General features: G+C 66.4%; 22 protein-coding genes and 1 pseudogene. 9 read left to right on the forward strand and 14 right to left on the reverse strand.

Annotated features, from left to right (window positions below):
* Positions 1-28 precede the first annotated feature (28 nt).
* From CBI38_RS27510 to CBI38_RS27530, 5 genes are read right to left on the reverse strand one after another with little or no spacing between them, the layout of a single operon-like run.
* Positions 29-937: an HAD family hydrolase gene (locus CBI38_RS27510; protein WP_109333922.1), complete on the reverse strand. Its 909-nt coding sequence runs from the start codon at positions 935-937 to the stop codon at positions 29-31.
* Positions 934-2,058 carry a cysteine protease StiP family protein gene (locus tag CBI38_RS27515; protein WP_109333924.1) on the reverse strand — a complete coding sequence of 375 codons (1,125 nt, stop codon included), beginning with the start codon at positions 2,056-2,058 and terminating at the stop codon, positions 934-936. The genes CBI38_RS27510 and CBI38_RS27515 overlap by 4 nt, the downstream gene beginning before the upstream one ends.
* Positions 2,055-3,338, reverse strand: a complete 1,284-nt coding sequence (locus CBI38_RS27520; protein ID WP_109333926.1) for a phosphoribosyltransferase family protein — start codon at positions 3,336-3,338, stop codon at positions 2,055-2,057. Before CBI38_RS27520 ends, CBI38_RS27515 begins: the two co-directional genes overlap by 4 nt.
* A complete protein-coding gene (locus tag CBI38_RS27525) occupies positions 3,335-4,555 on the reverse strand; it encodes an HpcH/HpaI aldolase/citrate lyase family protein (RefSeq protein WP_204164832.1) in 1,221 nt (406 codons plus the stop codon). The genes CBI38_RS27520 and CBI38_RS27525 overlap by 4 nt, the downstream gene beginning before the upstream one ends.
* 12 nt (positions 4,556-4,567) lie before the next feature.
* Positions 4,568-5,686 carry a hypothetical protein gene (locus tag CBI38_RS27530; protein WP_109333928.1) on the reverse strand — a complete coding sequence of 373 codons (1,119 nt, stop codon included), beginning with the start codon at positions 5,684-5,686 and terminating at the stop codon, positions 4,568-4,570.
* Positions 5,687-5,941: 255 nt separating this feature from the next.
* On the opposite strand from CBI38_RS27530, the gene CBI38_RS27535 reads away from it, so the two are divergent.
* From CBI38_RS27535 to CBI38_RS27555, 5 genes are all read left to right on the forward strand, one after another.
* On the forward strand, positions 5,942-6,517 hold the full coding sequence (locus CBI38_RS27535; protein WP_109333930.1) for a TerD family protein: 576 nt from the start codon (positions 5,942-5,944) through the stop codon (positions 6,515-6,517).
* 117 nt (positions 6,518-6,634) lie between these two features.
* Entirely contained in the window at positions 6,635-7,777 is a 1,143-nt protein-coding gene (locus tag CBI38_RS27540; RefSeq protein WP_109333932.1) for a DUF475 domain-containing protein, read from the forward strand.
* An 80-nt stretch (positions 7,778-7,857) separates the two neighbouring features.
* Positions 7,858-8,481: an AIM24 family protein gene (locus CBI38_RS27545; RefSeq protein WP_109333934.1), complete on the forward strand. Its 624-nt coding sequence runs from the start codon at positions 7,858-7,860 to the stop codon at positions 8,479-8,481.
* A gap of 5 nt (positions 8,482-8,486) precedes the next feature.
* Positions 8,487-9,185, forward strand: a complete 699-nt coding sequence (locus CBI38_RS27550; RefSeq protein WP_109335402.1) for an AIM24 family protein — start codon at positions 8,487-8,489, stop codon at positions 9,183-9,185.
* Positions 9,182-9,937: an AIM24 family protein gene (locus CBI38_RS27555; RefSeq protein ID WP_109333936.1), complete on the forward strand. Its 756-nt coding sequence runs from the start codon at positions 9,182-9,184 to the stop codon at positions 9,935-9,937. The genes CBI38_RS27550 and CBI38_RS27555 overlap by 4 nt, the downstream gene beginning before the upstream one ends.
* A gap of 58 nt (positions 9,938-9,995) precedes the next feature.
* Here CBI38_RS27555 and CBI38_RS27560 read toward each other — a convergent pair whose 3' ends face one another.
* From CBI38_RS27560 to CBI38_RS27570, 3 genes are read right to left on the reverse strand one after another with little or no spacing between them, the layout of a single operon-like run.
* Positions 9,996-10,466: a hypothetical protein gene (locus CBI38_RS27560; RefSeq protein WP_109335403.1), complete on the reverse strand. Its 471-nt coding sequence runs from the start codon at positions 10,464-10,466 to the stop codon at positions 9,996-9,998.
* 59 nt (positions 10,467-10,525) lie between these two features.
* The gene (locus CBI38_RS27565) at positions 10,526-10,975 is read right to left on the reverse strand and encodes a PPOX class F420-dependent oxidoreductase (RefSeq protein ID WP_109333938.1); all 450 of its coding nucleotides are present in this window, start codon (positions 10,973-10,975) and stop codon (positions 10,526-10,528) included.
* A 48-nt stretch (positions 10,976-11,023) separates the two neighbouring features.
* Positions 11,024-11,887, reverse strand: a complete 864-nt coding sequence (locus CBI38_RS27570) for a spermidine synthase (RefSeq protein WP_109333940.1) — start codon at positions 11,885-11,887, stop codon at positions 11,024-11,026.
* A gap of 120 nt (positions 11,888-12,007) precedes the next feature.
* Here CBI38_RS27570 and CBI38_RS27575 point away from each other — a divergent pair, with 120 nt between their 5' ends.
* Entirely contained in the window at positions 12,008-12,337 is a 330-nt protein-coding gene (locus CBI38_RS27575) for a hypothetical protein (protein WP_109333942.1), read from the forward strand.
* 14 nt (positions 12,338-12,351) lie between these two features.
* On the opposite strand, the gene CBI38_RS27580 is transcribed toward CBI38_RS27575, so the two are convergent.
* Positions 12,352-13,449, reverse strand: coding sequence for a PQQ-dependent sugar dehydrogenase (locus CBI38_RS27580; protein WP_109333943.1), 1,098 nt, complete (start codon positions 13,447-13,449; stop codon positions 12,352-12,354).
* Between the two features lie 127 nt (positions 13,450-13,576).
* Between CBI38_RS27580 and CBI38_RS27585 the strand changes: the two genes are divergently transcribed.
* Positions 13,577-14,398 carry an arylamine N-acetyltransferase family protein gene (locus tag CBI38_RS27585; protein ID WP_109335404.1) on the forward strand — a complete coding sequence of 274 codons (822 nt, stop codon included), beginning with the start codon at positions 13,577-13,579 and terminating at the stop codon, positions 14,396-14,398.
* Between the two features lie 30 nt (positions 14,399-14,428).
* Here the strand turns inward: CBI38_RS27585 and CBI38_RS27590 are convergent, their stop codons facing one another.
* The 4 genes and pseudogenes from CBI38_RS27590 to CBI38_RS27605 all read right to left on the reverse strand — a co-directional run bounded on the left by CBI38_RS27590 (position 14,429) and on the right by CBI38_RS27605 (position 20,927).
* On the reverse strand, positions 14,429-15,190 hold the full coding sequence (locus tag CBI38_RS27590) for an SDR family NAD(P)-dependent oxidoreductase (RefSeq protein ID WP_109333945.1): 762 nt from the start codon (positions 15,188-15,190) through the stop codon (positions 14,429-14,431).
* Positions 15,190-15,635, reverse strand: a pseudogene (locus CBI38_RS27595) (nuclear transport factor 2 family protein). The gene CBI38_RS27590 and the pseudogene CBI38_RS27595 overlap by 1 nt, the downstream one beginning before the upstream one ends.
* A 59-nt stretch (positions 15,636-15,694) precedes the next feature.
* A complete protein-coding gene (locus tag CBI38_RS27600; RefSeq protein ID WP_109333949.1) occupies positions 15,695-16,471 on the reverse strand; it encodes an RsiV family protein in 777 nt (258 codons plus the stop codon).
* A 31-nt stretch (positions 16,472-16,502) separates the two neighbouring features.
* Positions 16,503-20,927 (reverse strand): non-ribosomal peptide synthetase, encoded by a 4,425-nt coding sequence (locus tag CBI38_RS27605; protein ID WP_230989981.1) that lies wholly within the window; start codon positions 20,925-20,927, stop codon positions 16,503-16,505.
* Between the two features lie 111 nt (positions 20,928-21,038).
* On the opposite strand from CBI38_RS27605, the gene CBI38_RS27610 reads away from it, so the two are divergent.
* On the forward strand, positions 21,039-22,022 hold the full coding sequence (locus CBI38_RS27610) for an LLM class F420-dependent oxidoreductase (protein ID WP_109333953.1): 984 nt from the start codon (positions 21,039-21,041) through the stop codon (positions 22,020-22,022).
* 97 nt (positions 22,023-22,119) lie between these two features.
* The gene (locus CBI38_RS27615) at positions 22,120-23,115 is read left to right on the forward strand and encodes an LLM class flavin-dependent oxidoreductase (RefSeq protein WP_109335405.1); all 996 of its coding nucleotides are present in this window, start codon (positions 22,120-22,122) and stop codon (positions 23,113-23,115) included.
* A 43-nt stretch (positions 23,116-23,158) separates the two neighbouring features.
* Here the strand turns inward: CBI38_RS27615 and CBI38_RS27620 are convergent, their stop codons facing one another.
* On the reverse strand, positions 23,159-24,268 hold the full coding sequence (locus tag CBI38_RS27620) for an NDMA-dependent alcohol dehydrogenase (RefSeq protein WP_109333955.1): 1,110 nt from the start codon (positions 24,266-24,268) through the stop codon (positions 23,159-23,161).
* Positions 24,269-24,287 lie beyond the last annotated feature (19 nt).

The following is a 24,287-nucleotide window of genomic DNA, read 5'->3' on the forward strand; positions in this document are numbered from 1 at the left end:
GTCCCGTTCGACCGGTTTGCCTACCAACCTACAAAAGAGAGGTGACAGACGTCGCCGCCGCACCGTGGGCGACGCGCGCCGACATCCACCGGAGAATCTCCTCACCAGCGGCGATACCGCTGCTCTCGGTGATGGACAGCGTCGGATGCTGCCAGTTCGCCAATTCGAGTTCTCCGTGGCGTGGGCGGATCGCGGCGTCGGCGGCGCTCAGCATGTTGGCGTCGAGCGCACCGTCACCGGCTGCGAGAACGGGTGCATCCGATGGAAGCACCCCGTCGTCGATCAGCCGCGAACGAACCTCGGCGACCGCGAGGCTCTTACACACCGCGTTCGGCATCGTGTAGATCTTGCGACCCTGCTGCGACGCCCCCCATCCCCGCGCCGCACACCATTCGTCCCACTCCTCGACGAATCCCGACGGCATCGCTTCGGGATCCACGACCAGGTAGGAAAACAACTCGTCGGCGACGCGGAAAGTGCGGACCCAGCTGTCGTCGATCCGGCGACCCAGTTCGGTCCCGACCTCCTCGAGTGAGGCGCCACCGGTTGCGAGCGCGGTCTCGACACCGGTGCGCCACTGCTCGTCGGGTACCCCGTCGACCAGGATGTTTCCGCCGTTCGTGGTGATGGCATACCGCCAGGGCGCGCCGGGCAACTCGATCCGCTGGAACTGCACGATGGTTCTCGTCGTCGTGGGGACCACCACCGCCGAAGCGGTGAGCTTCCTCAGCATAGCCTCGGCGGCGGAGGTGACGTACGACAACGGTTTTCCGTCGTACACCTCGACGCACAACACGTCCTCGGCGTCCGGCGTGGACGTCACGTCGGACTCCGCCGTACCGAGCTCCATCGCGGTACGCGAATAAATCATGGTCCGGTCGAGGTCGGTGGCGATCAGCGCCGTCCTGCCTGAACTTTTGGTGTCCTGCCTGCTCATGTCACATCCTTGATGAGGCCCATGCACGAATACGCCAGGTCGGGCACTTCCTCCACCGGAACCGAGCGCGCCGCGGCGAGCAGTCGAATGTGCGCGTGCTCAGGCGCGTCGAGGTCGCGAACGAGTACACGCCACGGCACGCGTCGCAGCAATACCCGGGTGGTCTCGCCGACTCCCGGCTTGACGAAGTTGACGGTGGAAATTCCGTACTGCTCGCGGATTGCCTCGACCGATTTCCAGCCGTCCCAGGTCGGTGTCCGGTCACCGCGGAGTAGCTTATCCACGTCACCGGGAACGTGTTCGCGCACATCGGCGAAAGCGGCGGAGACGGAGTCGAGGAGATGATTGGACACGTCCTCACCCGCGAGGTGGGCGTAGAACTTGGCGCCGTGGAAGTCGCCCGGCCCGATCAGGGTGTCGTTGAGGACCGTGCGCGACACCAGTCCGGAGACCGTCGAGTTGAGGCAGGCGGAGGCGATGAGGAAATCGTCGCGGGTGCCGAACGTGCGTACGCAGTGCCCGGGGTCGGCGAGGACTGCGAGGTCGTCGTCGAAAACGGCACCCCCGGCGTCGCGGTACTCGGTGAGCGCCTGCGACAGCTCTCGCGCGATGGCGCCCTTACCCGTCCAGCCGTCCACGAACACCACTTTGCGGGAATCATGATGCGCCGCAATATAATCAAGGGCGGTCGCATCGATACCGCGGTCCCGGACGATCGAGACGGCGTAGTGGGGCAGCGCCACTCCGGCAACCTCGCGCGCCCACCGCCGCATCAACACGCCCACCGGGGTCCCGGCGCGCGCCAGCGATACGAGGGTGATGTCCCGGCCTCGTTCGGCCAGGACCAGTTCGGTCACGGTCCCCACCGCCCGGGCAAGTCGGATGGCACTGTCCTGCAGGACCTTCTCGAACAGCTCGCGGTATTCGACGTCCGGCTGATACTCGATCGGCAGGGTTTCGGCGTAGTGGGCGTCACCCGCCTGGATGCGCCGTTCCCGCTCTGCCACGTCCGCCTCGAGGTTGACGTGGGAGAGGTCTTTGAGCAGCCACGCCACCTCTTCGGCGGCGTACGACCCGAATGCGGGTCCGGTCAACGGGCCGGGTCCGGTCGGACCTGTCACGACGACACACCTTCTCGTGCGGCCCGTAGCCGGGCGGGGTCGGCTCCCGACACCACTGCGAGCACCACGTCGGTGCCCGATGCGGTGAGCACGTCGAGCAGGCCACCCTTGGAAGTCAGCCGGTCGGTGTCGGCCGGCGCGTCGACCATCACGACCACCACGGCATCCTCGTCCGGCCACTGCGCGTTGTACAGGAATCTGGGCTGTTCCTCACCGGATTCGGGTGCGATGAAGCGGAATCCACGGCGCAGTGGATATCCGGCCTCGTTCAGCACGTACGCCGGCGACCGCGTCGTCGTCTGGTATCGCACCCGATGGCCGGATGTCGAGAGCGCTTCCGCCACCCTCAGCGGCAGATACATCAACTCCTCGTGCCCGACGACGATCACGGGGCGCCGGGAATCGAGACGATCACCGAGTGCGGCAGCCACGGATCCGACAGCGTGATCGAAGGCGGGAACGTCTTCGCTCAGGAATCCGTGACGCCCTCCGTCGGGAACCGTTGCAGGCCAGGTGAGGTCGACGCGCTCTACGGTGCCTGCCCGCTCGGCGACGCCGTTGAGCACCGGGTCGGGAAGAGCTGCGACGGACTCCACCAGCCCGTCCGGGAGCTCCGTGCAGCCCTGCGCCAAGCTGACACTGTCGATCCGTACGCCCAGCTCCGCCGCGGCAACGTCCATGGCGTCGCGATGCTCCGAGGTACGCATGTCCACGAGCGACGCCACCACGTAGCGGCTGCGCTGGTTGTGCCGGTGCAGTGCGCGTATCGCGTCGACTGCGGTGGCCCCCGTGGAGATCTCGTCGTCGACAAGGACGAGCGGCAGGTCGTTGGCGAACAATTCGGCGCTGGTCGGTTGCAGCTGGTGGCTGGTGGCGTGGGAGTGCCCTTCCTCGAACCCGGCGAACGTCCCCACCTGCGGGACGTCACGACGAGTCGAGTGAAGGTAGCACCGGGCGTGCAGCCGGGCGGCGACACAGTGCCCGAGGCCGGTCGCGGTCTCGGCGAACCCGAGCACCACTGGATCGACGTCCGAACCGAGCACCTCGGCAACCAGGTCACCGAGGGTGTTGCCCGCGGAGATCACGACCCCGGGTTCGGTGGGCAGGTGCTTGCCAAGGACCGTCGAGACGAGCAGGTGCGCCCGGCGCGGGTTGCGGCGCAGCCCCGGCTCGATCAGCTCGGGAACGGTGAGCCCGACCGCCGAATCGACGTGAGCGAGCGTCAGCCCGAGATGCTCGGTGGCCCAGGGCACCTCACGTAACACGGTCGGTGACGTCATCGGACGGCCAGCGCAGTCAACAGATCCACGAATGTGATCCCCTCGTTTGTCACGCCGAACACTTTGGCTCGGACGAGCGTCTTCTCGGCCCAATTGCGATGAGGGCGCATCTCGTTCATCTTGTTGCGGTACCCCGAGGCGCGCACCCCTCCGACGCCGTCGGCGCCGAGAATGTCGAGAGCGTCGTGGTACTCCTCGTGCGTGACCGCGGACAGGGCGTGCACGGCGGCCACGTGGGTGGGATGGATCACCGTTTTGCCCTGGATACCGTTGGCCCGGTCGAGCGCGATTTCACGGAGCAGACCATCGAGATCCCGGCTCACCAATTGCTGACGGAACCGCACCTCGTCGTGTTCCTCGAACGGAGTCGCGCGCAGCGTGGGCCGGAACATCCGCTCGTGATCGGCGAAGTACTCCCACACCGGTCCGGTGATGACGTGCCCGGTGTCGTCGCTACGCCCGAGGTAGTTGACGATGGCGGCAATCGCGTCGGCCACCACCCGGACGTCGTAGATCGTCAGGTCGCGGTCACGTCTGATCCCGAAGGTGCCGCACATGTCGGTGGCCCCGACCCGCACCGCGAGGATCTGATCACGACGCTCGGCCAGCAACTCGCCGATACGCGCGAGTTCGTGGTCACGGGTCTCCCGGTGTACCAGTTCCGGCGATTCGAGCACGGGCATCGCGTACAGGTGCTTGCCGAGACGATCGGACGCCGCGGCCAGCTCGTCGAGGAATTCGCGGCCGGTGACGCTCCCGAACTTCGGGATCACGAACCCGGTGAGGACCTCCGCGCCCGTGGTCAGCAGCTCGGCGATGCGCCGAAGATCAGCGGCCGCCCGCACCCGCACGAAGAGCTGCAGCCGGGCACCACCCGAAGCGGCCAGCCGGTCGAGCGCGTCGATGGCATTGAGCAGCGCGAACTCCACTTGATCGTCGGCAACGGCGTCCTCGAGGTCGAGGACCATCGAGCACACGCCCTCCGCGGACCGGCGAAGCACGATGTCCGCCAGATCGGACCGGGTGGCCGGCACGTACAACGTCGCACCGAGGGCGACGGCCAGCACCACCCTGTCCTCGTCCGGTTCCAGCGACTGCGGAGCGTGCAGGAACAACCGTTCGTGAGTCTGTGAGTCGAGGTGGTGAAAGTGCCGAACCCGCGGCATCGTGGTACCCGGTGTCACGGCGCCTGCCGCGGTCTGTTCGCTAATACTCATCGTCCCCCCATGTCATCGCTGCGCTGTATGTCCTCTCATCTTCTGAACCACCTCGGCAATGAACGCCGACACCGCATCGAGCTGGGTGATATACGCCCAGTAGTCGGGGTGCCTGCCCGTCAGTGTCCCTGCGATCCGGTGGATCCGCTCGAGCTGGGCGTCGAGGACCGACCCCCATTCCCGCACGAGCCCGCGATTGACAGCCAACATCTGGGCATCGCGCAGGCGAAATCTGATTTCGTTCTCTTTCGCACGCGGATTCTCGCGGACGTGCCGCAGTAGTCGCAACCGGTCGGTGACACCGTCCACTTTCGCCTCGGCATCCGCCAGATGAGTCCGCGCCGCGCTCGTCAACTCGAGCGCGCCTTCCGGGTTGCCCGCGGTCAGGGCCTCACGCGCCTTCTGCAGATCGGCCTCGGCCTGTTCGATCTGCAGGCGACTGTCCTGTTGGTTGTGGACGAGATCCGCCGAACTTCTCGCGTTGAACTCTCGCAACAGTGCGGAGTAGGCAGGCGCGAGCCGCTCGGCACGGGTCTGCACGGCGGCGATCCGGGTGGTCACCGACGACACCGCATGTGACGCGTCCCGCTCCTTGGACGGCGCAGCCGCCAGCGCACTGTCGAGGGCCGCCGCAGCATCCCGTACCCGGCCCGCGGCTTCGCGCACCGGGTTGGCCCCCCGGGCTGCCTGCAAGGCCGCGACGGCGTCGTCGAGCGCCGCAGCGGATGCCCGCACCGACGGATAGTCGCCGTACGCCTGGTGTCGCCGCAGCCCGTCCCGAGCGGCCTCGGCTGTCTGCAGGGCCTGCTGCGCCACCTGCGGAATCGCGGCCAGCATCGCCATGGATTCCTCGAGATGACCGCGATGCGCGCGGTAGAACTCGTCCAGCGCCTGTGTCGCGGCCACCAATTGCGCTGTGACCTGCTCGAATGCGGCGGTTGCCGCCGGCGACTGGACGCCGTCGAATTGATCTTCCGCCGCGAGATACGCGGACGCCGCCTGATAGCACCCCTCCCGAACCGGCTCCCACATCCGCTGGACTCCGCGTTCCGGGGTGAGCTGTTTCGAGGCGTCGACCGCCGCGGCGGCGATGCTCTGACGGTTGTCCATGTCGAGAAACGCTGCGACCATGGTGTCGTGGGCGCGACGAGTCGACTCGTCGCTCCGGGCTCTTCCTCGGAAGCGTCCCGACCATCCGCTCGTCACACCTGAAATCGTACTGGTCGGCGCCGTCGGCCCGAGCTGACCGGAATCGCCTGTGGACAAACCTGTGGACAGCTATCGGATGGGACAAGTCGGACAAATTCATTATCGTGGTGGTGCACGACGATCTCGAGACTTCGACAGCCGTCGAGGTCGAACACCTCCTCTCGAAAGGACCCCTGAATGGGCGTCAGCTTGACCAAGGGCGGCAACGTTTCACTCACGAAGGAGGCGCCGAACCTGACTGCGGTCGCTGTCGGACTCGGATGGGACGCTCGTTCGACCACCGGTACCGACTTCGACCTCGACGCCAGCGCCATCGGTGCGGGTGCCGACAAGAAGGTTGTCTCCGACCAGCACTTCGTCTTCTTCAACAACCTGCGCTCACCGGACGGTTCCATCGAGCACGTCGGTGACAACACCACCGGCGCCGGCGAAGGCGACGACGAGGTGATCAACGTCAACCTGGCGGCGGTCCCCGCGAACATCGAGAGCATCATCTTCCCCGTCTCGATCTACGACGCCGAGACCCGCTCGCAGTCGTTCGGCCAGGTTCGCAACGCGTACATCCGCGTCGTCGACCAGGCAAACGGCAACGAGCTCGCCCGATACGACCTGTCCGAGGATGCGTCCACCGAGACGGCGATGGTCTTCGGTGAGCTGTACCGGAACGGCGCAGAGTGGAAGTTCCGCGCCATCGGCCAGGGCTACGCGTCCGGGCTCGCCGGTATCGCCCGCGACTACGGCGTCAACGTCTGACGGTAGTTTCGCTACATCAGCCGGGTAGGGTTTCGCGTCGCTGACGTGGAACCCTCCTCGGCGTTCGTATTCCAGCAGTAGCCACCCGGCATTGCCCAACAAGAAAGGCCACGCTCAGTGGTTCTGCGAATATTCGGTCTGTCCTTCGCTGTCACGGTGGTGTCCATCATCATCGCGGCGCTCTACGGAGGCCCCCAAGCCGTCCTGCTCGTCGTCATCCTCTCGATCCTCGAGATCTCCCTGTCGTTCGACAACGCCGTCATCAACGCCACCGTGCTGCGACGGATGAGCGAGTTCTGGCAGAAAATCTTCCTCACCGTCGGCATCGTCATCGCCGTGTTCGGCATGCGCCTGGTCTTCCCGCTGGTCATCGTGTGGCTGGCATCCGGCCTCGGCCCGGTCCTCGCTCTCGACCTCGCACTCAACCCGCCCGCCGACGACGCCGCATACTTCCCCGACGGCAGCCCCAGCTACGAAACCCTGCTCACCGACGCCCACCCGCAGATCGCGGCGTTCGGCGGCATGTTCCTGCTGATGCTCTTCCTCGGATTCATCCTCGAAGAGCGCGAGATCACCTGGCTGTCCTGGCTGGAGAAGCCGCTCGCCCGCGCAGGCAAGCTCGACCAGCTCGCAGTGATCGTCGCCGGTGGCCTGCTTCTGCTGACCGCCTCGTACATCGCGCCCGAAGACACCGTCTCCACCGTGATGGTCGCCGGCGTCCTCGGCATGATCACCTACATCGCCGTCAACGGCCTCGGCGAACTGTTCAACACCCCCGAAGAGGATGAGAACGGCGAGGTCGTCGAGGGCTCCAGTGGCGGCCCGACCGAACTGGCCAAGGCCACTGGCAAGGCCGGCTTCTTCCTGTTCCTCTACCTCGAGGTCCTGGATGCGTCGTTCTCCTTCGACGGCGTGATCGGTGCCTTCGCGATCACCTCCGACCCGATCATCATCGCCCTCGGCCTCGGCTTCGTCGGTGCGATGTTCGTCCGCTCGATCACCGTGTTCCTCGTTCGCAAGGGCACCCTGTCCGACTACGTGTACCTCGAACACGGTGCGCACTGGGCCATCGGCGCCCTGGCCGTGATCCTGCTCGTCTCCATCGGCTACCACGTCAACGAGAACGTCACCGGACTCGTCGGCGTCGCCCTCATCGGAGCCGCGTTCATCTCCAGCATCTTGCGCAACCGCAAGGCGGCAGCCGCCGGCGGAAGCTCGGACAACGACGTGGACGAGCCGAAACCGGTCACCATCAGCTAGGTTCTGCCTGTACTCACATCCTGCGGCAGTGTTCGTGACCCGGTCACGAACACTGCCGCTCGGCACTGGAAAGGGCACCTATGGCGCGGCTGCTCGAGAAGTCGAAGAAGGTGGTCGAAGCCCAACTGGCCGGAACCACCATCCGGGCAATACAGGGATCGATGATTGCCTACGAGGGCAATGTCAGCTTCAAATCGGCCGGTTTCGGTGGCGGCGACGGTGTACTGGCGGGGATGAAGAGGCGCGCCACCGGCGAGTCGCTGTCCTTGATGGAATGCTCCGGCAACGGTGTCGTCTACTTCGCGGTGGGCGGCCAGCACGTCACCGTCATCGACCTCGCGGGTGAAACGCTGCAGGTGGAGTCGCAGCAACTCCTCGCACTCAGCGGCAACCTGAACACCAACGTCACCTTCACCGGTCTCCGCGGCGGTGTCGGCGGCCAGGGCCTGTTCACCACGACGGTGTCGGGACAGGGGCAGGTGGCCCTCCTCTCGGCCGGCGGCCCGCTTATCCACCTCGAGGTGTCGCCGCAGTATCCACTCGTGGTCGACCCCGACGCCTTCGTCTCGGCCCGCGGGCAGTTGACCCAGTCCTTCGTCACCGATGTGTCGTGGCGGACCGCCGTCGGCCAGGGCAACGGCGAAGCCTTCTCCCTCAAGTGGGACGGCCACGGCGTCGTGTCCATCCAGCCGGCGGAACGGTGATCAGCATGGTGTTCACACAGGTCAACTCGAAGGTCGTCAAGGTCGATGTCGGGGCAGCGGGCGGAGTCGTCGCGCGCACCGGGTCGATGCTGTTCTACACCGGTCAGGTCCAGTTCTCCCCGCACCAGGTCCCCGGTTCGCAGTCCATGGCCGGGATGGGCGGGTTCACCCGCATGGCCGGACGGATGATGCAGGGCGAACACGAGCGCACGATGCTCGCGCAGGGACAGGGCGAGGTGCACTACGGTCACGCCGGTCTCGAGGTGCACGTGGTCGACATGTCGCAGGGTGGAACTCTGTGCGTCGAGGCGTCCCGACTGCTCGCCCACAACGCCGGACTGCAGAGCTCGGTGGTCTCGGTGATGAGTCAGGGCGGCGGCGGTGGTCGCGGAATGCTCGGTGCACTTCGAGGCGCCGCTGCGGGTGCGTTGTCCGGGACGGGCATGTTCACGACGCAGCTGTCCGGGTACGGATCGGCGGTGCTGTTGGCGCACGGTGGTTTCCTGGAGATCCCCGTGGGCGGTCCCAACCCCATCCTCGTCGACCCCGACGCGTTCGTCGGTACGTACGGAAACGTCCAGGTAGAACTGAAGTCCGCGGTCGGCTGGCGGGATGCCGTGGGCCGCGGCGCCGGAGAAGCGATGCAATTGCAGTGCAGCGGACAAGGAATCGTCTACGTTCAGGCTTCGGAGGAGAAACTGTGAGCAACGTGCTGAATCCGTCGACCCTGGGCGCCAGCGACAACATTCCGGACAACAGTTACGCCTACTGCATCGACCTCACGGCCCCCTGGTTCATCCGCAAGGGTGCGATGATCGCCTACTACGGGCAGATGCAGTTCCAGGCGCTGACCCACGGATTGCACGGCGCCGCACTGCACATGGTGGCCAACCAGTTCTCGGCGCCGCTCTACATGGGTGAGTATGCAGTAGCCGAAGGCTTCGGCAAGCTGATCATCGGTGACCGGGGCTACGACATCAACTCGTATGACCTCGACGACGGCAACCTCACCATCCGGGCGTCCAATCTCCTTGCCTTCGAACCGGGTTTGTCGCTGAACCAGTCGATTGTCCCGGGGTTCCTTACCCTCATCGGAACCGGCAAGTTCCTGGCCTCCTCCAACGGCCCGGTGATGTTCGCCGAGCCGCCACTGCGGATCGACCCCGAAGCCCTGGTCGGGTGGGCGGACTGCCCGTCGCCGAGTCACCACTACGACCAGGGGTGGATCAGCAACTTCCTCGCCGCCGGCGCCCACATGATGGGCATCAACTCGGGGGAGGAACGACAGTTCGACTTCACGGGCGCCGGAACGGTTTTGATTCAGTCCAGCGAGAAAGTCCTGAGCGACACGCATGTCGTGCGCAGCATCGAGGGCCAGATCCACGGCATCACCCCGAGCGGTCTGCAGCGGCTCAACGGTGTGATCGCCGCCAAGCTGGCCGAGCAGCCTCGCTGACTTCGAGGCGAATGTACCTTTCGACGCTGCTACCGCGCCGAAAGGTACATTCGCCCTGTCACCGGGCGGGGTTGGGGCCCAGCCGAATGACGTCGGTCCGGGCATGCAGCCCGATTTCCGGCCACCCCACGGTCAGGGTGATCACGCCCGACTCCGGGTAGGCGCCGACCCAGTAGCGGGGCTCGGTGTGATATTCGGACGTCTCGCTCGTGGCCACCCTCGACGTGGACTGCAGGTGGCTCGGGTCGGCCTCACCGACCACGTCGTCCACCCGCACGTGCACCGCGAGATACGACCAGCGGGCGGACGGGTCGTCGGGATCGTCGAGGGGGCGGGTTTCGTGACGCGCCCTGTCAGCCGTGCGTCCCGTGGCGGTGAGCTCGATGCGCAGCTCGAGACCCGCCGGGTGGGCGACCACCTCTGCCAGCCGGAGCGTCAGATCACGGGTAGTCGCGAGTGCGGCGGGGCCGTATACGACGACCCCTCCCGTGGCGGGCGGCGCGGCCGCCGGCCACCGCCTCCTGCGCATGCACCCCATGGTCCCACCGGGGGCGGCGGCCTGCCACAACTACGTTCCGGGCCGAATGCTCACGGCAGCTGGGCCATGCCGTACAGGTGTGTCGCGCGGACCCGGAGTACCTGCCGTCGCTCGGACACCATCGCCCGACGAAAGTCTTCCCAGTCATCGTGTTCCCGACCTGCTGCATTGCGGAATACCTCGACGAGCTCGTCGGTGGCCGCGTCGTGGGGGTCGCTGGCGACGGCACTCAGCTCGGCGTCACCTTCGACGACCGCGTAACTCCAGAAGTCGGGCGCGCTCACGTGCAGTGACACTCGGGGGTCCCGCGCGGCGTTGCGTGTCTTCGCCCGGTCCGCGGTCACCGAGATCCGGGCGGTGTTCGTGTCGGGGTCCCAGGTGTAGAGAACGTTGGACAGCTGCGGTCGGCCATCCCTTTTGATCGTTGTGAGGACGGCGTGCGAGTGTGTCGCGACGAGGTCGAGCAGGGGACGCTGCGCGTCGTTCACTTCCAGGCTCATACCGACACCCAACCACGGTGCGGTCGGTGATGTTCCCGCAGCGCCGTCTCACCCGGACTCGCCCGGTGATCCTTCCGCGTCGAGCAGGACGCGCGCCGAACCGGCGAACGACCGAACCTGCGCGTCGTCCCAGAGGTGTGCGGGCACACCACCACCCAGTAGTTGCCGAACCAGTGCGGGGTCGTCGCCGAGGGGCGCGTCACTTCCGGCGATCACGATGTTGCCGTAGCGGCGGCCCTTGAGCATGGCTGGGTCCGCGATCACGGCGGTGTGCGGAAACACGCTGCCGATGGTGGCCGCCTCCCGCCGCGCCTTCACGAGGTCGCGGGTGTCACCGCAGTTGACGACGTAGATCCCGCCCGGTGCCAGGACCCTGCGAACATGGCCGGTGAATTCGACGGTGGTGAGTGACGGAGGCGTCGTGTTGCCGGCGAACACGTCACGAATGATCAGGTCGCGGCTCGACTCGGTGAGGGTTTCGGTGACAGCCCTGGCTTCACCGACGCGGAGTCGGAGCAGCGGTGCCCGCGGCAGATCGAACCACCGACGCACCAGTTCGGCCAGCTTGCCGTCCAGTTCGACCACTACCTGACGGGCGTCCGGGTACACAGCCGACAGATAACGGGCAAGTGAGCACGCGCCGCCGCCGAGATGCAGCGCCCGCACCCGGTCCGCGCGCTGCCAGCGGGATCCGATCAGGTCGGCCATCCACCGCATGTACTCGAAATCGAGGTGTTCGGGATCCGTGAGGTCGATGTGTGAACTTTCGACGCCGTTCACATTGAGGACCCAGCCGTGGGGATTGACGTTGTCCTCGGCGAGTTCGCAGGTTCCCGTGTCGATCGGATAGACCCCGGCGACGGGCCCACCTTCGGCTGCGTGCGCAGTTCGGCCACCACGCTGCCTGCCCATATTCCGACTTCCCTACCGTTCGCATCGACTGCGCGCGTCTGCTGCGACAATCGTCATCCCACGATACCGGCACGACCACGCGGTGACCTACCGTAGTGGCGCGCACGAGAGAGGGAGGCGATGGAACCTCAGGAAGTCGACTTCGCCCACACCGAAGGCGCGGCGCGCAAACGTCGCGAGAAGGCCGTGGGGCTCGCCAAATACGTCTGGGATCGCGCTATCAGCGGGAAGGAATTGCTCGACCTCACCGACAGCACACTGCGGAAACTGGCGCGGGCAGCCGGATCCAATCCACCGAGCACCATGGAAACCTGGCTCACCGTGGCCGAACTGCTCGACCAGAAGTCGGCGTGGGCCGAGCGCCACCCGGATCATCCGTCGGCATCGCCCGCACACGCGGACGAGAAGATCATGTGGGTGAAGCCGCCCGTCGCGCCCTGGACCGACTGACGCCCGGCCGCACTTCAGGCCGACGGCCGCACCGCGAGGATGCGGTCGTCGCTCTCTGCCGGCAACCCCCGACCGTCGCGGTTGCTCGTGCTGAACCACAGCACCCCGTCCGGTGTGGCGACGACGGTGCGAAGCCGCCCGTACTCCTCTGCGAACAGCGACTGCGGTTCACCGAGCGAGCCGTCCCCGCCGACGGGTATCCGCCACAACCGTTCGCCCCGCAATGCCGCCACCCAGAGCGACCCGTCGAGGTAGGCGACGCCGGACGGTGACGCCTCGTCCGTGGGCCACTGCACCACCGGGTCCACGAATTCGGCCTCGTCCGCCTGCCCTTCGACCTCGGGCCATCCGTAGTTGGCGCCCGGCCGGATCAGGTTCACTTCGTCCCACGTGTTCGCGCCGAACTCGGTGGCCCACAACCTGCCTGCGTCGTCCCAGGTAATGCCCTGCACGTTCCGGTGTCCCAGCGACCAGACCGGTGAGCCGGACAGCGGGTTGTCGGGCGGAATCGTTCCGTCCGGATTGATCCGCAGGATCTTGCCGCCGAGCGAGGAGGGATCCTGGGCGAGCGGCCGATCACCGGCTTCACCGGTGGTGACGTAGAGCTTGCCGTCGGGTCCGAAGGCGATTCGGCCCCCGTCGTGGATCGACCCGGCCGGAATTCCTGTGAGGATCGGGACGGGCTCGCCGAGGCTGCGGCCGTCGTACCGCACGGCGACCACGCGGTTGTCCTCGTCGGTGGTGAGGTAGGCGAAAATTGTCTGGTCCGACGTGTAGGCGGGTGACACGGCGAGCCCGAGCAGTCCCGACTCCCCCCGCGCTGCCACCTCCGGAACCTCCCCGACCTCGGTCACGTCACCGTTCGGTTGCAGACGACGGATGATGCCGCTGTCACGCTCGGCGATCACCGCGGCGCCGTCGGGCAACAGCGCGATTCCCCAGGGCACCTCCAACTCGGTCGCGACCACGGTGGGAGCGGCAACGGTGGGAGCGGCAACGGGTGGTTGCGCCGCCGATGTCGCCGCCGACTCCCCCGTGCTCGAATCGGTCTGGCAACCGGTGGCGGCAAAGCCCACCAGCAACGCGGCAGCCGCAACACATCCCCGTTTCATGAGAGTCCTTCCGCCGCGCGCCCGTCTCCACCCATACAAGTGCGAAAGTACGCTCGCGCGCACGATGCCGCTCACCGGACGCGAACGGCGCCTGATCACCCACTCGGGCGTGCTTACACTGAGGGTCATGGGAACTGCAGGCGATCTCGACCTCGAGCGGTACTTCGAACGGATCGGATACGACGGGGACCGATCCGCGACGACGGCAACACTGAACGCCATTGCCGCCCACCATGCCCGGTCGATTCCGTTCGAGAACCTCGATCCGTTCCTCGGCACACCGAATCGGCTGGACCTCGAGTCGCTGCAATGCAAACTGGTGGAATCGCGTCGAGGAGGTTACTGCTTCGAGCAGAACCTCTTGTTGCGCGCCGTCCTCCTCGAACTGGGCTTCGACGTCACGGCGTTGGCGGCTCGGGTGCTGTGGGGGTCGCCGTCGACCGACGTGATCAACCCGCGCTCGCACATGCTGCTTCTGGTCGATGTCGAAGGTGACCGGCGCATCATCGACGTCGGGTTCGGCGGCATGACCCTCGACACCACGTTGCGCCTCGAAACGAACACGGTGCAGGACACTCGGCTCGAGCCGTTCCGGCTGCTCGACCTGCGCGGCGACTACCTCTTGGAGGCCCTCGTCGGTGACGAGTGGCGTCCCATCTACCGCTTCGACCTCACCCCGCAGCACCCCGTCGACTACGAGGCGCCGAACTGGTACCTGTCCACCTGGCCCGGTTCCCATTTCGTCACCGGGCTCCTCGCTGCCCGGGTCGCGGAAGGGCGACGGTACGCACTCAACGGAACCCGGTTCACCGTCCACCCGCTCGGTGGTGAGTCCGTCCGACTCGAGCTGACGAGCGCCGACGAGCTCCGCAAATGCCTCGAATCGGAGTTCCTCATCGACACCAGCGGGCTTCGCGGACTGGACGAGGCGTTCCACCGGTTGCCCTGACAGGGTGCTCGCAGGCAACCGGCTCGACGCTCAACTCCAGCGTGCCTGGCCGCCGTCGAGCGGGATGGTGGCACCGGTCAGGTAGCCGGCGTCGGGTCCGGCGAGGAAGACGACGGCGCGTCCGATGTCCTGCTCACAGTCCCCGATCCGGCCCAACGGTATCGACCGGACGAACTCGGCCGCCTCCTCCGGATTGTTCTCCGTCCACCACTGCAAACCGGGAGAGAGGGCATGCGGCGCAATGGCATTGACCCGGATTCCGTCGGCGCCCCACTCACTGGCGGCGGTGCGGGTGAGCGAGCGCATGGCCTCCTTCGTGGCCGCGTACAGCCCGTAACCGCTGGTGTCCCAGCGCACCGCCGAGGAACTCACGAGATTGACGATCGAGCCGCCGCCGCGTGCCTTCAAGTGGGGATGGCACAACTGCATGAGGAACAGAGTCGCCACAGGACCCACCGCCATGGCCCGGTCCAGCAGCTTCGGAGTGACCTCCAGCAACGGACCGAGCGCACTCGCGTTGGCGTTGTTGATCAGGATGTCGATGCCGCCGAACACCTCGACCACACGTGCGACCATCGGCCCCAGTTGCTCCCGCTTGCTGATGTCACACACGACGGGCTCGGCGACACCACCGAAGTCGGCGATGGCAGCGCACGTTTCGACGAGTTTCGACTCCGTGCGTCCCACCACCGCGATCCGCGCGCCCTCCTTGGCCAGTGCACGTGCCATACCGGCCCCGACGCCCTGCCCTGCTCCGGTGATCAGCGCCACCTTGCCGTCCAGCGTGCCCATCAGGGATGCGCCGTCAACCGGAAGCTGGGGATGTCGGCGAGAGACATCACCGCCTCGAAGGTCCGCTCATAGCCGGTGTGCGCGATGCGCCATCGCCCGTCCGGCCCGCGAACATAGCGGTCGGAGTAGAAGGCGGCTCCGCGCAGCGCCATGTCGTGTTCGGGTATCAGCACGAGGTCTGAGAGGTACCACCGGCCGGTAGCGGTGTCACCGTCGACGTCGATCTCCGGGTGGCCACAGTGATGCTCGGTGATGGTCTGCGGGCCGAGGCTGGTTCTCATGAACTCGACCACCGCGTCGCGTGAGTCGAATCTCAGATGTTCGCCGTAACTCGCGGTCGCGTCGGGGAGCAGGGTGTCGGCGAATTCGTCCCATTGCTTGGTGTCGAGGGCGCGCAGGTAGGCGTACTTGAGTCTGCTGATCGCGGCGCAGCTTCCAGGTCCATGATCACCCTCCGGGTACCAAAACTGATACCTGTTCTACCACGGATGGACGGCGCACGGACTAACTCGACACCACGTCGGCAAGCTTCGGATCGACCACGTCACCGAGAACGTCCCAGGGGACGGTGACGGTCACCAGCCCGACGGCGTGCGGCCCCACCTGATAGTCGTCGAAGTGGATTTCCATCCCGGCGGGGGTCGCGAGCCAGTTGGCGAAGTTCCTTACGACGGGCTCGATGCCGGTGCGGTCGAACTCGGGGCCGGCAGCCGTGGCCGGCAGCAGAGTTGCGCAGTGCTCGGACAACCTCCGTAGACCGGCATCCAGATCTGGGAAGAGATCGGCGAGCGTGATCGGCGCGGCCGTGTCGGCATTCACCACCACCGTCGCGACGATCGGGGTGGGATGCGCACCGGGTGGATCGGCGTTCCACGACGTCACCAGCAACCCGCTGATCACGTGCTCGCCGATGTGCACGACGCGGTGCTCCTGGCTGCTCAGCGTGAAGGCGTCGGTGCCCCAGCCGTCGATCTGGTCCTGGAGCGCGGCCCGCATCGATTCGTTGAACTCGGCGGTGACCGCCGAGTTTCCGCCCTCGATCTGCGGGATGACGACGTCGTAGATGACGCGGCCGGTGGAACCACCGACCCGCAGCTCGGTCTCCGTGTACGGCAGGCTCGCGGGCGTCGTCGCCTCGGCGCCCGCCGTGTCCGAAGCCGTGGCTATCGTCGTCGTCGACGGCTCACTGACCGCCGTTCCTTCCTGGCCGGAGCAGGCGGCCACGGCGAGGACGACCGCCGCGAGCGCTACTCCCCGACCAATTCTCCGGATGCCGCTCATGAGGTATCTCTATCACGGCGATTCCGTGAGGTCACCTACCGATCGGGTCGACGATGGTGTGCAGCGTGTCGACGAAATCCTGTGCGGTGGAGGCGTCGTAGAGGTCGGCGGAATACACAAGTTCGGCGTCGATCCCGGTGGGCCTTCCGTCGGCGTCGTGTCGCTCGGTGAAGTGGAAGTGCAGATCGCACTTGGCGATGTCGAGTGGCCGCGGAGTCACCTCGAAGTCGAGCCCGGAGACGTCGAAGGCCGCCGGAGCGAAGTTGTTCAGCGACAGCGCCACTTGGAAGAGCGGGTGCAGCGACCCCGATCGAGGTGGGTCGAGTACCTCGACGAGCCGTTCGAATTGCACATCCGCATTCGCCAGCGCACGTAGCTCCACGTCGCGGGATCGATCGACGATGTCGGACAGTGTCATGCTCGGGTCGACCCGGGTCCGCAGAACCAGTGTGTTGACGAACATACCCACCACGTCGTCGAGCACCGGATCTCCCCGGCCCGCGATCGGGGTCCCGATCGCGATGTCCGGATCGCCGCTGAGCCGGGCGAGCAGTACCGCCACGGCCGACCTGAGCGCCGTGAAGAGGCTGGCGTGGTGTTCGTGCGCGGTCGCGAGCAGCCCCCGATGCGCATGCTCGTCGAGGGTGAACGGAAGTCGCCCCGCTCGATAGGTCCACCGGTGCGGCCGGGGTCGGTCGGTGGGCAGCGCGAGTTCTCCGCGAAGGCCCGACAGTTCCTTCGTCCAGTGGCCGATCTGTTTCGACGCGACACTGTCGGGGTCGTTCTCGTCGCCGAGCATCGTTCGACGCCACATCGTGTAGTCCGCATAGTCCACGGCCGGTGGCTCCCACTGGGGTTCACCACCCATCGCCCGGGAACGGTAGGAGTCGGCGAGGTCGCGCGCCAAGGGAGCCAGGGACCACCCGTCCGCGCAGATGTGATGGAGGACGCAGGACAAGAGGTGGTCGTGGTCGCCCAGACGGAAGAGCCGGGCGCGGAGCGGAGGGTCGCGGCGCACGTCGAATCCCGCCGTCAGCAGGTCCGATGTCTGGTCCTCCGCATCCGATTCGCCGGCGGGCACCGGCGACAGGTCGGGCAGGGCGTCGACCACGTCGAGCACGCGCTGGTACGGACCCGCCGGGGAGTCCGGATACACGGTTCTCAGCGAGCGATGCCGGTGGAGGACGTCTGCCATCGCCGACTGCAACGCTTCGGCATCGAACGGCCCACGCACTCGTACCGTGAAGGGGATGTTGTGGAGAGCGGGATCCACGAGCGTGCGGTCGATGAATTGTTGCGAGGGAGACAGCGGTACGAGCTCGGGCATCCCCTGGCCGCCCTGGAATCCTGCGGCGCCCAATCTCGGTGCCCCCCGCACCTGAGTTCGCGACGGGTGTTCACAAGCGTCCGTAATCGACAGTGCGAGTGCTGCGACCGTCGGTGCATCGAACAGTTCTCGCACACCCAGCGTTGTGCCCAGCTCGGCGTTGAGCGTCCCGACCACCCGGATGGCCGACAACGAGTCGCCGCTCAGGTCGAAGAAGGAATCGTCGGCGCCCACCGAATCCACCCCGAGCACTCGGGAGAAGACCCGGGCGACGCGGTGCTCGGCGAGTGTCTCCGGGTCGCGATGAGGCACCGAATCCGAGCCGAACTCCGGAACGGGTAGAGCCGACCGGTCGAGCTTTCCCGTCGGTGTCAACGGAATCGAATGCACGAGCATGAACGATTTCGGAATCATGTAGTCCGGCAGGAATCGCGCCGCGTGCGCTTTCAACGCTTCCCGATCGATCGGCGCGTTTCCCTCGACCATGACAAAGGACACGAGGTTCGGATCACCAACCGAATTCCTGTGCACCATCGTCGTGGCATAGGTGACGCCCGGATAAGTGTTCAACGTGGCGTTGATCTCGCCGAGCTCGACCCGGAACCCACGGATCTTGATCTGGTCGTCGGCCCTGTCGAGAAACTCGAGAGTCCCCGACACCGTCCACCGCACCATATCGCCGGTGCGAAACATGCAGGATCCGCTGTCGCCGAACGGATTGGCGACGAACCGTGCGGCGGTCAGGCCGCAACGCCGATGGTATCCCCGGGCGAGGCCTGCCGTGGTGAGGTAGAGCTCACCGGCCGCGCCCGGCGGCAGCGGACGCAGACGATGATCGAGAACCACCGCGTCCACACCGCGCATGAGACCGCCGATCGTCACTCTTCCGTCCGGCGACATCGGCTCGGTCAGAGTGACGCTGCACGTCGTCTCCGTCGGACCGTACGCGTTGCGCATCTCTCGGCCACCAGCCCAGCGCCGCACCAACTCCGGAGACAGCACTTCTCCTCCGACCAGCACCAACTCCAGCTCGTTTTTCGCGGCGGAGTCGATCGCCGCCAGGGCGGAGGGCGTCGTCAACAGGTGGGTGACGTGTTCCTCGCGCAGCAGTCGCGACAGCTCGTCGCCGCCGAAGTGCCCGGGAGGGGTCACGACGAGCGTTGCGCCTCCGATACACGCCGCGAGCACTTCGACGAGCGCGGTGTCGAAACTCGGTGAGGCGAAATGCAGAACACGAGAACGCGTGGACACCGCATACTTGTCCCGAATCTCCTGCGCCAGGTTGGCGAGACCACGATGAGTGACGACGACGCCCTTCGGCGCCCCGGTCGACCCGGACGTGTAGATCAGATAGGCGGGGTGATCCAGACGCAGGGGACTCACTCGTTCCACGTCGTCCGTCGTCGCGGAAGTCGTTTTTGAGCAAGGCTGTTCGTCGACATCGATAGTCAGCCAATCAACCGTGGCGGGTAGACGATCGAGCTCCGAACGAACGGTCAACCCGACCGTCGCGCCGCAGTCGGCCAGGCAATAGGCGACGCGGGCGCTCGGGTGTGCCGGGTCGATCGGGACATAAGCCGCGCCGGCCTTCGCGACCGCCCACAACGCCAGCACCGATTCGAGGGACCGGGGGACGGAGACTGCGACGAAGCTCTCGGGACCGATACCCCTGAAGATCAGCTCCTGGGCGAGCCGGTTGGCGACGCGGTCCAGGTCACCGTAGGACAGCTCACGCCCCTGGTCGCGTATCGCGACAGCCTCGAAATCATCGGCGACGCACCCCGCGAGGAGACGGTCCAGAGTAGTCGGGACGATATCCGGAAGCCCGTGCGCGGGGGCGAAGTTCTCACGTTCACCGGCAAGGAAGATGTCGAGATCGGAGATCAGGCACTCCGACTCGATCGAGGCGGTGAATCGGTCGAGGAAGGCGAGGAATCGGTTGTGGTGCCCGGCCAGTTCCGCCTGACCGTACAGGGACGAGTTCCCCTCGAAGTCGATCCGGGCGGCACGGTCCGACGATCCTGGATAGATGTTGACGGCGAGGTCTGCGACGGGACCGGTGGTAAGGACCCGAACCGTTGCCTGCACGGCGCCCAGCGTGATCTCCTTGAACATCATGAGGTTGATCACCGGGCCGAAATGCATGAGTTCGACCCCGCCCGAGGCGAGGTCGCGGCCGATGTCCTCGCGACGGTAGCGCTGGTGGCGCAGGGCGGCCGTCACTGCAGCCTCGGTCGTTGCCACCGCGTTCCGAACCGTGCCCGAGCCGATACCCCCGAGTCGCAACGGAATGACGTTGGAGACGCATCCTCCTGAAGTCCGCAGACGGGCCGTCGTTCTCGCCGATACCGGCAAGGAGAGCACCACGTCGTCGCTGCCGGTCATCCTGGCGAGGTACGAGGCGAAGGCGGCGACCGCCACTGCCGTGGAATTGCGCGAACTCGCGCTTCGAGCTGCGTGTCCGGTTGCAATCCGGGCGGTCGTGTCGGAACGCGCGGCGCGTCCGCTCAATCCGACGACCGAAGGGAGATCGCTGCCCTGTTCCCGCCAGTAGTCGCGGTCCCGGACGAACCGGGTGGAGGTGCGGTAGGCGGCGTCCTCCTGGATGACGCGTTCCGGTCCCACGGCGCGGCAGTCCGGCGGTTCCCTGCCCTCGACAGCGGCGACGTACAGCTCGGCGGTGCGGCTCATCAGCATCATCGCGGCGTACCCGTCCGACGCTATGTGGTGCGCTCGCGAGTACCAGTAGTAGTGCTCGTCTCCCAGCTGCAGAATGTGTGACACGAGGAGTGACCCGTCGTACATGTCCGTGCGCGCGCTTCGGTCGTGGTGCATCCACCGGTGGGCCGCTTCGACGGGGTCGTTCTCGTCACGCAAGTCGGTAGTGGGCACCCGATCGACCACAGTCGGGTCGACCACCTGATGTGGCTGCCCGTCGACATCCAGGAGACGGATTGCTCCCCAACCGAATTCGAGATGCGCGCGACGGGTGCAGTCACCGAGGACTGCGAGGTCGACAGGCCCGTGCAGCTCGGCGTAGTGGGCGATGACGTACGGAATCTCCGGCGTGAGCTGCTGCGCGAACCAGATGGACCGCTGCGCGGCGGTCAAGGGCAGGGCGGTGTTCATCGCCACAAGTGTGCGCGCCCACCGCATCCCTCACCAGCCACCCCAGGGTGCACAAGTACCCCCTCGAGATAAAGGGGGTGCCTTCGCCGCGATCCGGGTAGCGTCGAGCGCGTGACTATTCGCCTTGGTTACCAAATGCCGAACTTCAGTTACTCCGACTCCGTCGCGGATCTCTTCCCGACGGTCATCGCGCAGGCGCGCGAGGCCGAGTCAGCCGGCTTCGACACCGCGTTCGTGATGGATCACTTCTACCAGTTGCCCGGGATAGGCAAGCCCGACGAGCCGATGCTCGAGGCCTACACCGCGCTCGGCGCTCTCGCCACGGCCACCGAGACCATCCAGTTGTCCGCCCTCGTGACCGGCAACACCTACCGCAACCCACCCATGCTCGCGAAGACGGTGTCCACGCTGGACGTCGTCAGCGGCGGCCGCGCCGTCCTCGGTATCGGGGCCGGCTGGTTCGAACTCGAACACCGCCAGTTCGGCTACGAATTCGGAACGTTCACCGACCGCTTCGAACGCCTCGACGAGGCACTACAGATCATTGCGCCGATGCTGCAGGGGGAGCGTCCCACCTTCGACGGCAAGTGGTACCACGTCGAAGATGCCATCAACGAACCCCGGATCCGCAACGACCTGCCGATCCTCCTCGGCGGTTCCGGCGAGAAGAAAACGTTCCGGCTGGCCGCGCAGTTCGCACACCACCTGAACATCATCTGCAACGCGGCGGAGATCCCGCGCAAGCTCCAGGCCCTGGACGCACGGTGCGAGGAGGTCGGGCGAGACCGTTCCACCCTCGAGACCAGCTACCTGGCTTTCGTCATCATCGACGAGAGCGGTGACCGCGCCCGACAGCTCCAGCAGGAATTCCTGCTCACTCAGGGCGTCGACCTCTCCACCGCCTCCGACGAGGAGCGAGCCGCGGCCACCCAACGACAGTTCTGCGGATCACCGGACGAGGTGGCCGAGCAGATCCAGACCCGTGTTCTCGACAAGGGCATCGATGGCATCGTCCTCAACCTCGTGGTGAACGGGCACGAGCCCGGCATCGTGGAGCTGACCGGCCGCACGCTCCGCCCTCTGGTCGGCGGCTGACCCAGGAATACGCGCACTGCCTCCGCGGTTGGACTTCGGAGGTAGTGCGCGAGGCTAACGTCTCGCGCCTGTTCGGTGACGAAAGGTGACGAAGTCCGTGAGTGCTGCGCTGTCGATTCTGGATCTGGCCCATATCCGCGAGGGCGACTCGGCGCGGAACAGCTTCGAGGCGAGCGTGGCGCTGGCGCAGCTCGCGGAGACGCGCGGCTACCGCCGCATCTGGTACGCCGAACACCACAACATGGCATCGATCGGGTCGTCCGCGACGAGCGTGCTCATCGCCCACGTCGCCGCACACACCAGCAGCATTCGTTTGGGTGCGGGCGGCATCATGCTGCCCAACCACGCCCCGCTGACCATCGCCGAACAGTTCGGCACTCTCGAGACCCTGCATCCCGGTCGCATCGATCTCGGACTCGGGCGCGCACCCGGCAGCGACCAGAAGACGATGTACGCGCTGCGCCGCGACCCGGCGTCGGCCGACCGATTCCCGCAGGACGTTCTCGAGCTCCAGGCCTACCTGGCAGGCAAGTCCCGGGTTCCCGGGGTCGACGCGATACCGGGCAAGGGCACCAACGTCCCCCTCTACATTCTCGGTTCCTCGCTGTTCGGTGCTCAGCTCGCCGCGAAGCTCGGACTCCCCTACGCCAACGCGTCCCACTTCTCCCCCGACTCCCTGGTCGACGCCGTGACGCTGTACCGGGAGCGCTTCGAGCCGTCCGAACAGCTGGCGGAGCCGTATGTGATCGCCGGTGTCAACGCCATCGCTGCAGACACCAGCGAGGAGGCGCATCGGCAGTTCGAATCCTCACTCCGCCGTCGTGTGGTGCAGATGGTCGGGCGCGGGCAGAAGTTCACGCCCGAGGAAGTCGACCTGATCATGACCTCACCCGCAGGTCAGCAGATCACCCAGATGGTGCGCTACTCCGCCGTCGGAACGCCGACCGAGGTCAAGGCGTACCTCGACGAGTTCGCCGAGCACGCCCAGGCCGACGAGCTGATCGTCGCCTCGCTGGCCGAGGACACCGAGTCCTGGCTGAAGTCGTACGACCTCCTCGCCGACGTGTGGCGCTCCGCGCCCGTGCGCGGTTGAGGAGTCTCTGGACTCGTCAACCGCGCACGAGCGCCGGAGGCGCCTACTGGTGCACGATCACGCCACGGATGTTCTTGCCGGCCCGCAGGTCCTGATACCCCTCGTTGACCTGCTCGAGGGTGTACTTGGTGGTGATCAGCTCGTCGAGCTTCAGCTGTCCGGCGTCGTAGAGGCGCAGCAGCCGGACGATGTCGTACTGCGGGTTCGCGGAGCCGAAGAGGGTTCCCTTGATCGTTTTCTGGTTGAGCGTCAGGTCGGTGCCGGACACGTGCACCGTCAACTTGGTGGGATCTGCGAGCCCGGTGATGACGACGGTTCCGCCCTTGCCGATGACGGCGGTCGCGTTCTGCACCACCTCTTCATCGACGGTTCCGACGAGAATCAGTGCCTGATCCGCGCCCTGCCCCCACGTCAACTCGTTCACCGTGGCGGCGGCTTCCGCGGCATCGGCGAACGCGTGTGTGGCGCCGAACTTCAGCGCCGTCTCACGCTTGAAGGGCACCGGGTCGACGACCACGACGTATTTGGCTCCCGCACTGACCGCTCCCTGCACGGCGTTGATGCCGAGGCCGCCGATGCCGTAGATGACGACGGTGTCGCCGGCCCGGACGCCACCCGCGTACACCGCAGTTCCCCAGCCCGACGGGACGCCGCAGCCCACGAGCACCGCGGTCTCGAGCGGCAGCCACTCGTCAATCTTCACCACCGAGTGCTGCGAGATGGTGGCACGCTCCGCGAAGGTTCCGAGCATGCACATGGCACCGAAATCCTCTTTGCCGGAATGGAATCGGAACGATCCGTCCGGCATCGATCCTTCGAGGATGGTCGCGCCCATGTCGCAGAGGTTCTGACGCCCGGTGGCGCAGTAGCGACACGTTCCGCAGTTCGGGATGAAGCTGCAGACGACGTGGTCGCCGGGCTTGACCTTCGTGACCCCGGGCCCGACTTCTTCGATGATTCCGGAGCCTTCGTGCCCACCGACGATCGGGTAGCGCGGCGGCAGGTCACCGTCGGTCAGGTGCAGGTCCGAATGGCACAGACCGGCGGCGGTGTACTTGATGAGAACCTCGCCCGGCCCCGGACCGTCCAGCTCGAGTTCCATGATCTCGAAGGGCTTGCCCGGTCCGAGTAGGACGGCTGCTTTTGTCTTCATGTCTTCTCCTCGACGAGTG

Source organism: Rhodococcus oxybenzonivorans (assembly GCF_003130705.1).
Classification (GTDB): domain Bacteria; phylum Actinomycetota; class Actinomycetes; order Mycobacteriales; family Mycobacteriaceae; genus Rhodococcus_F; species Rhodococcus_F oxybenzonivorans.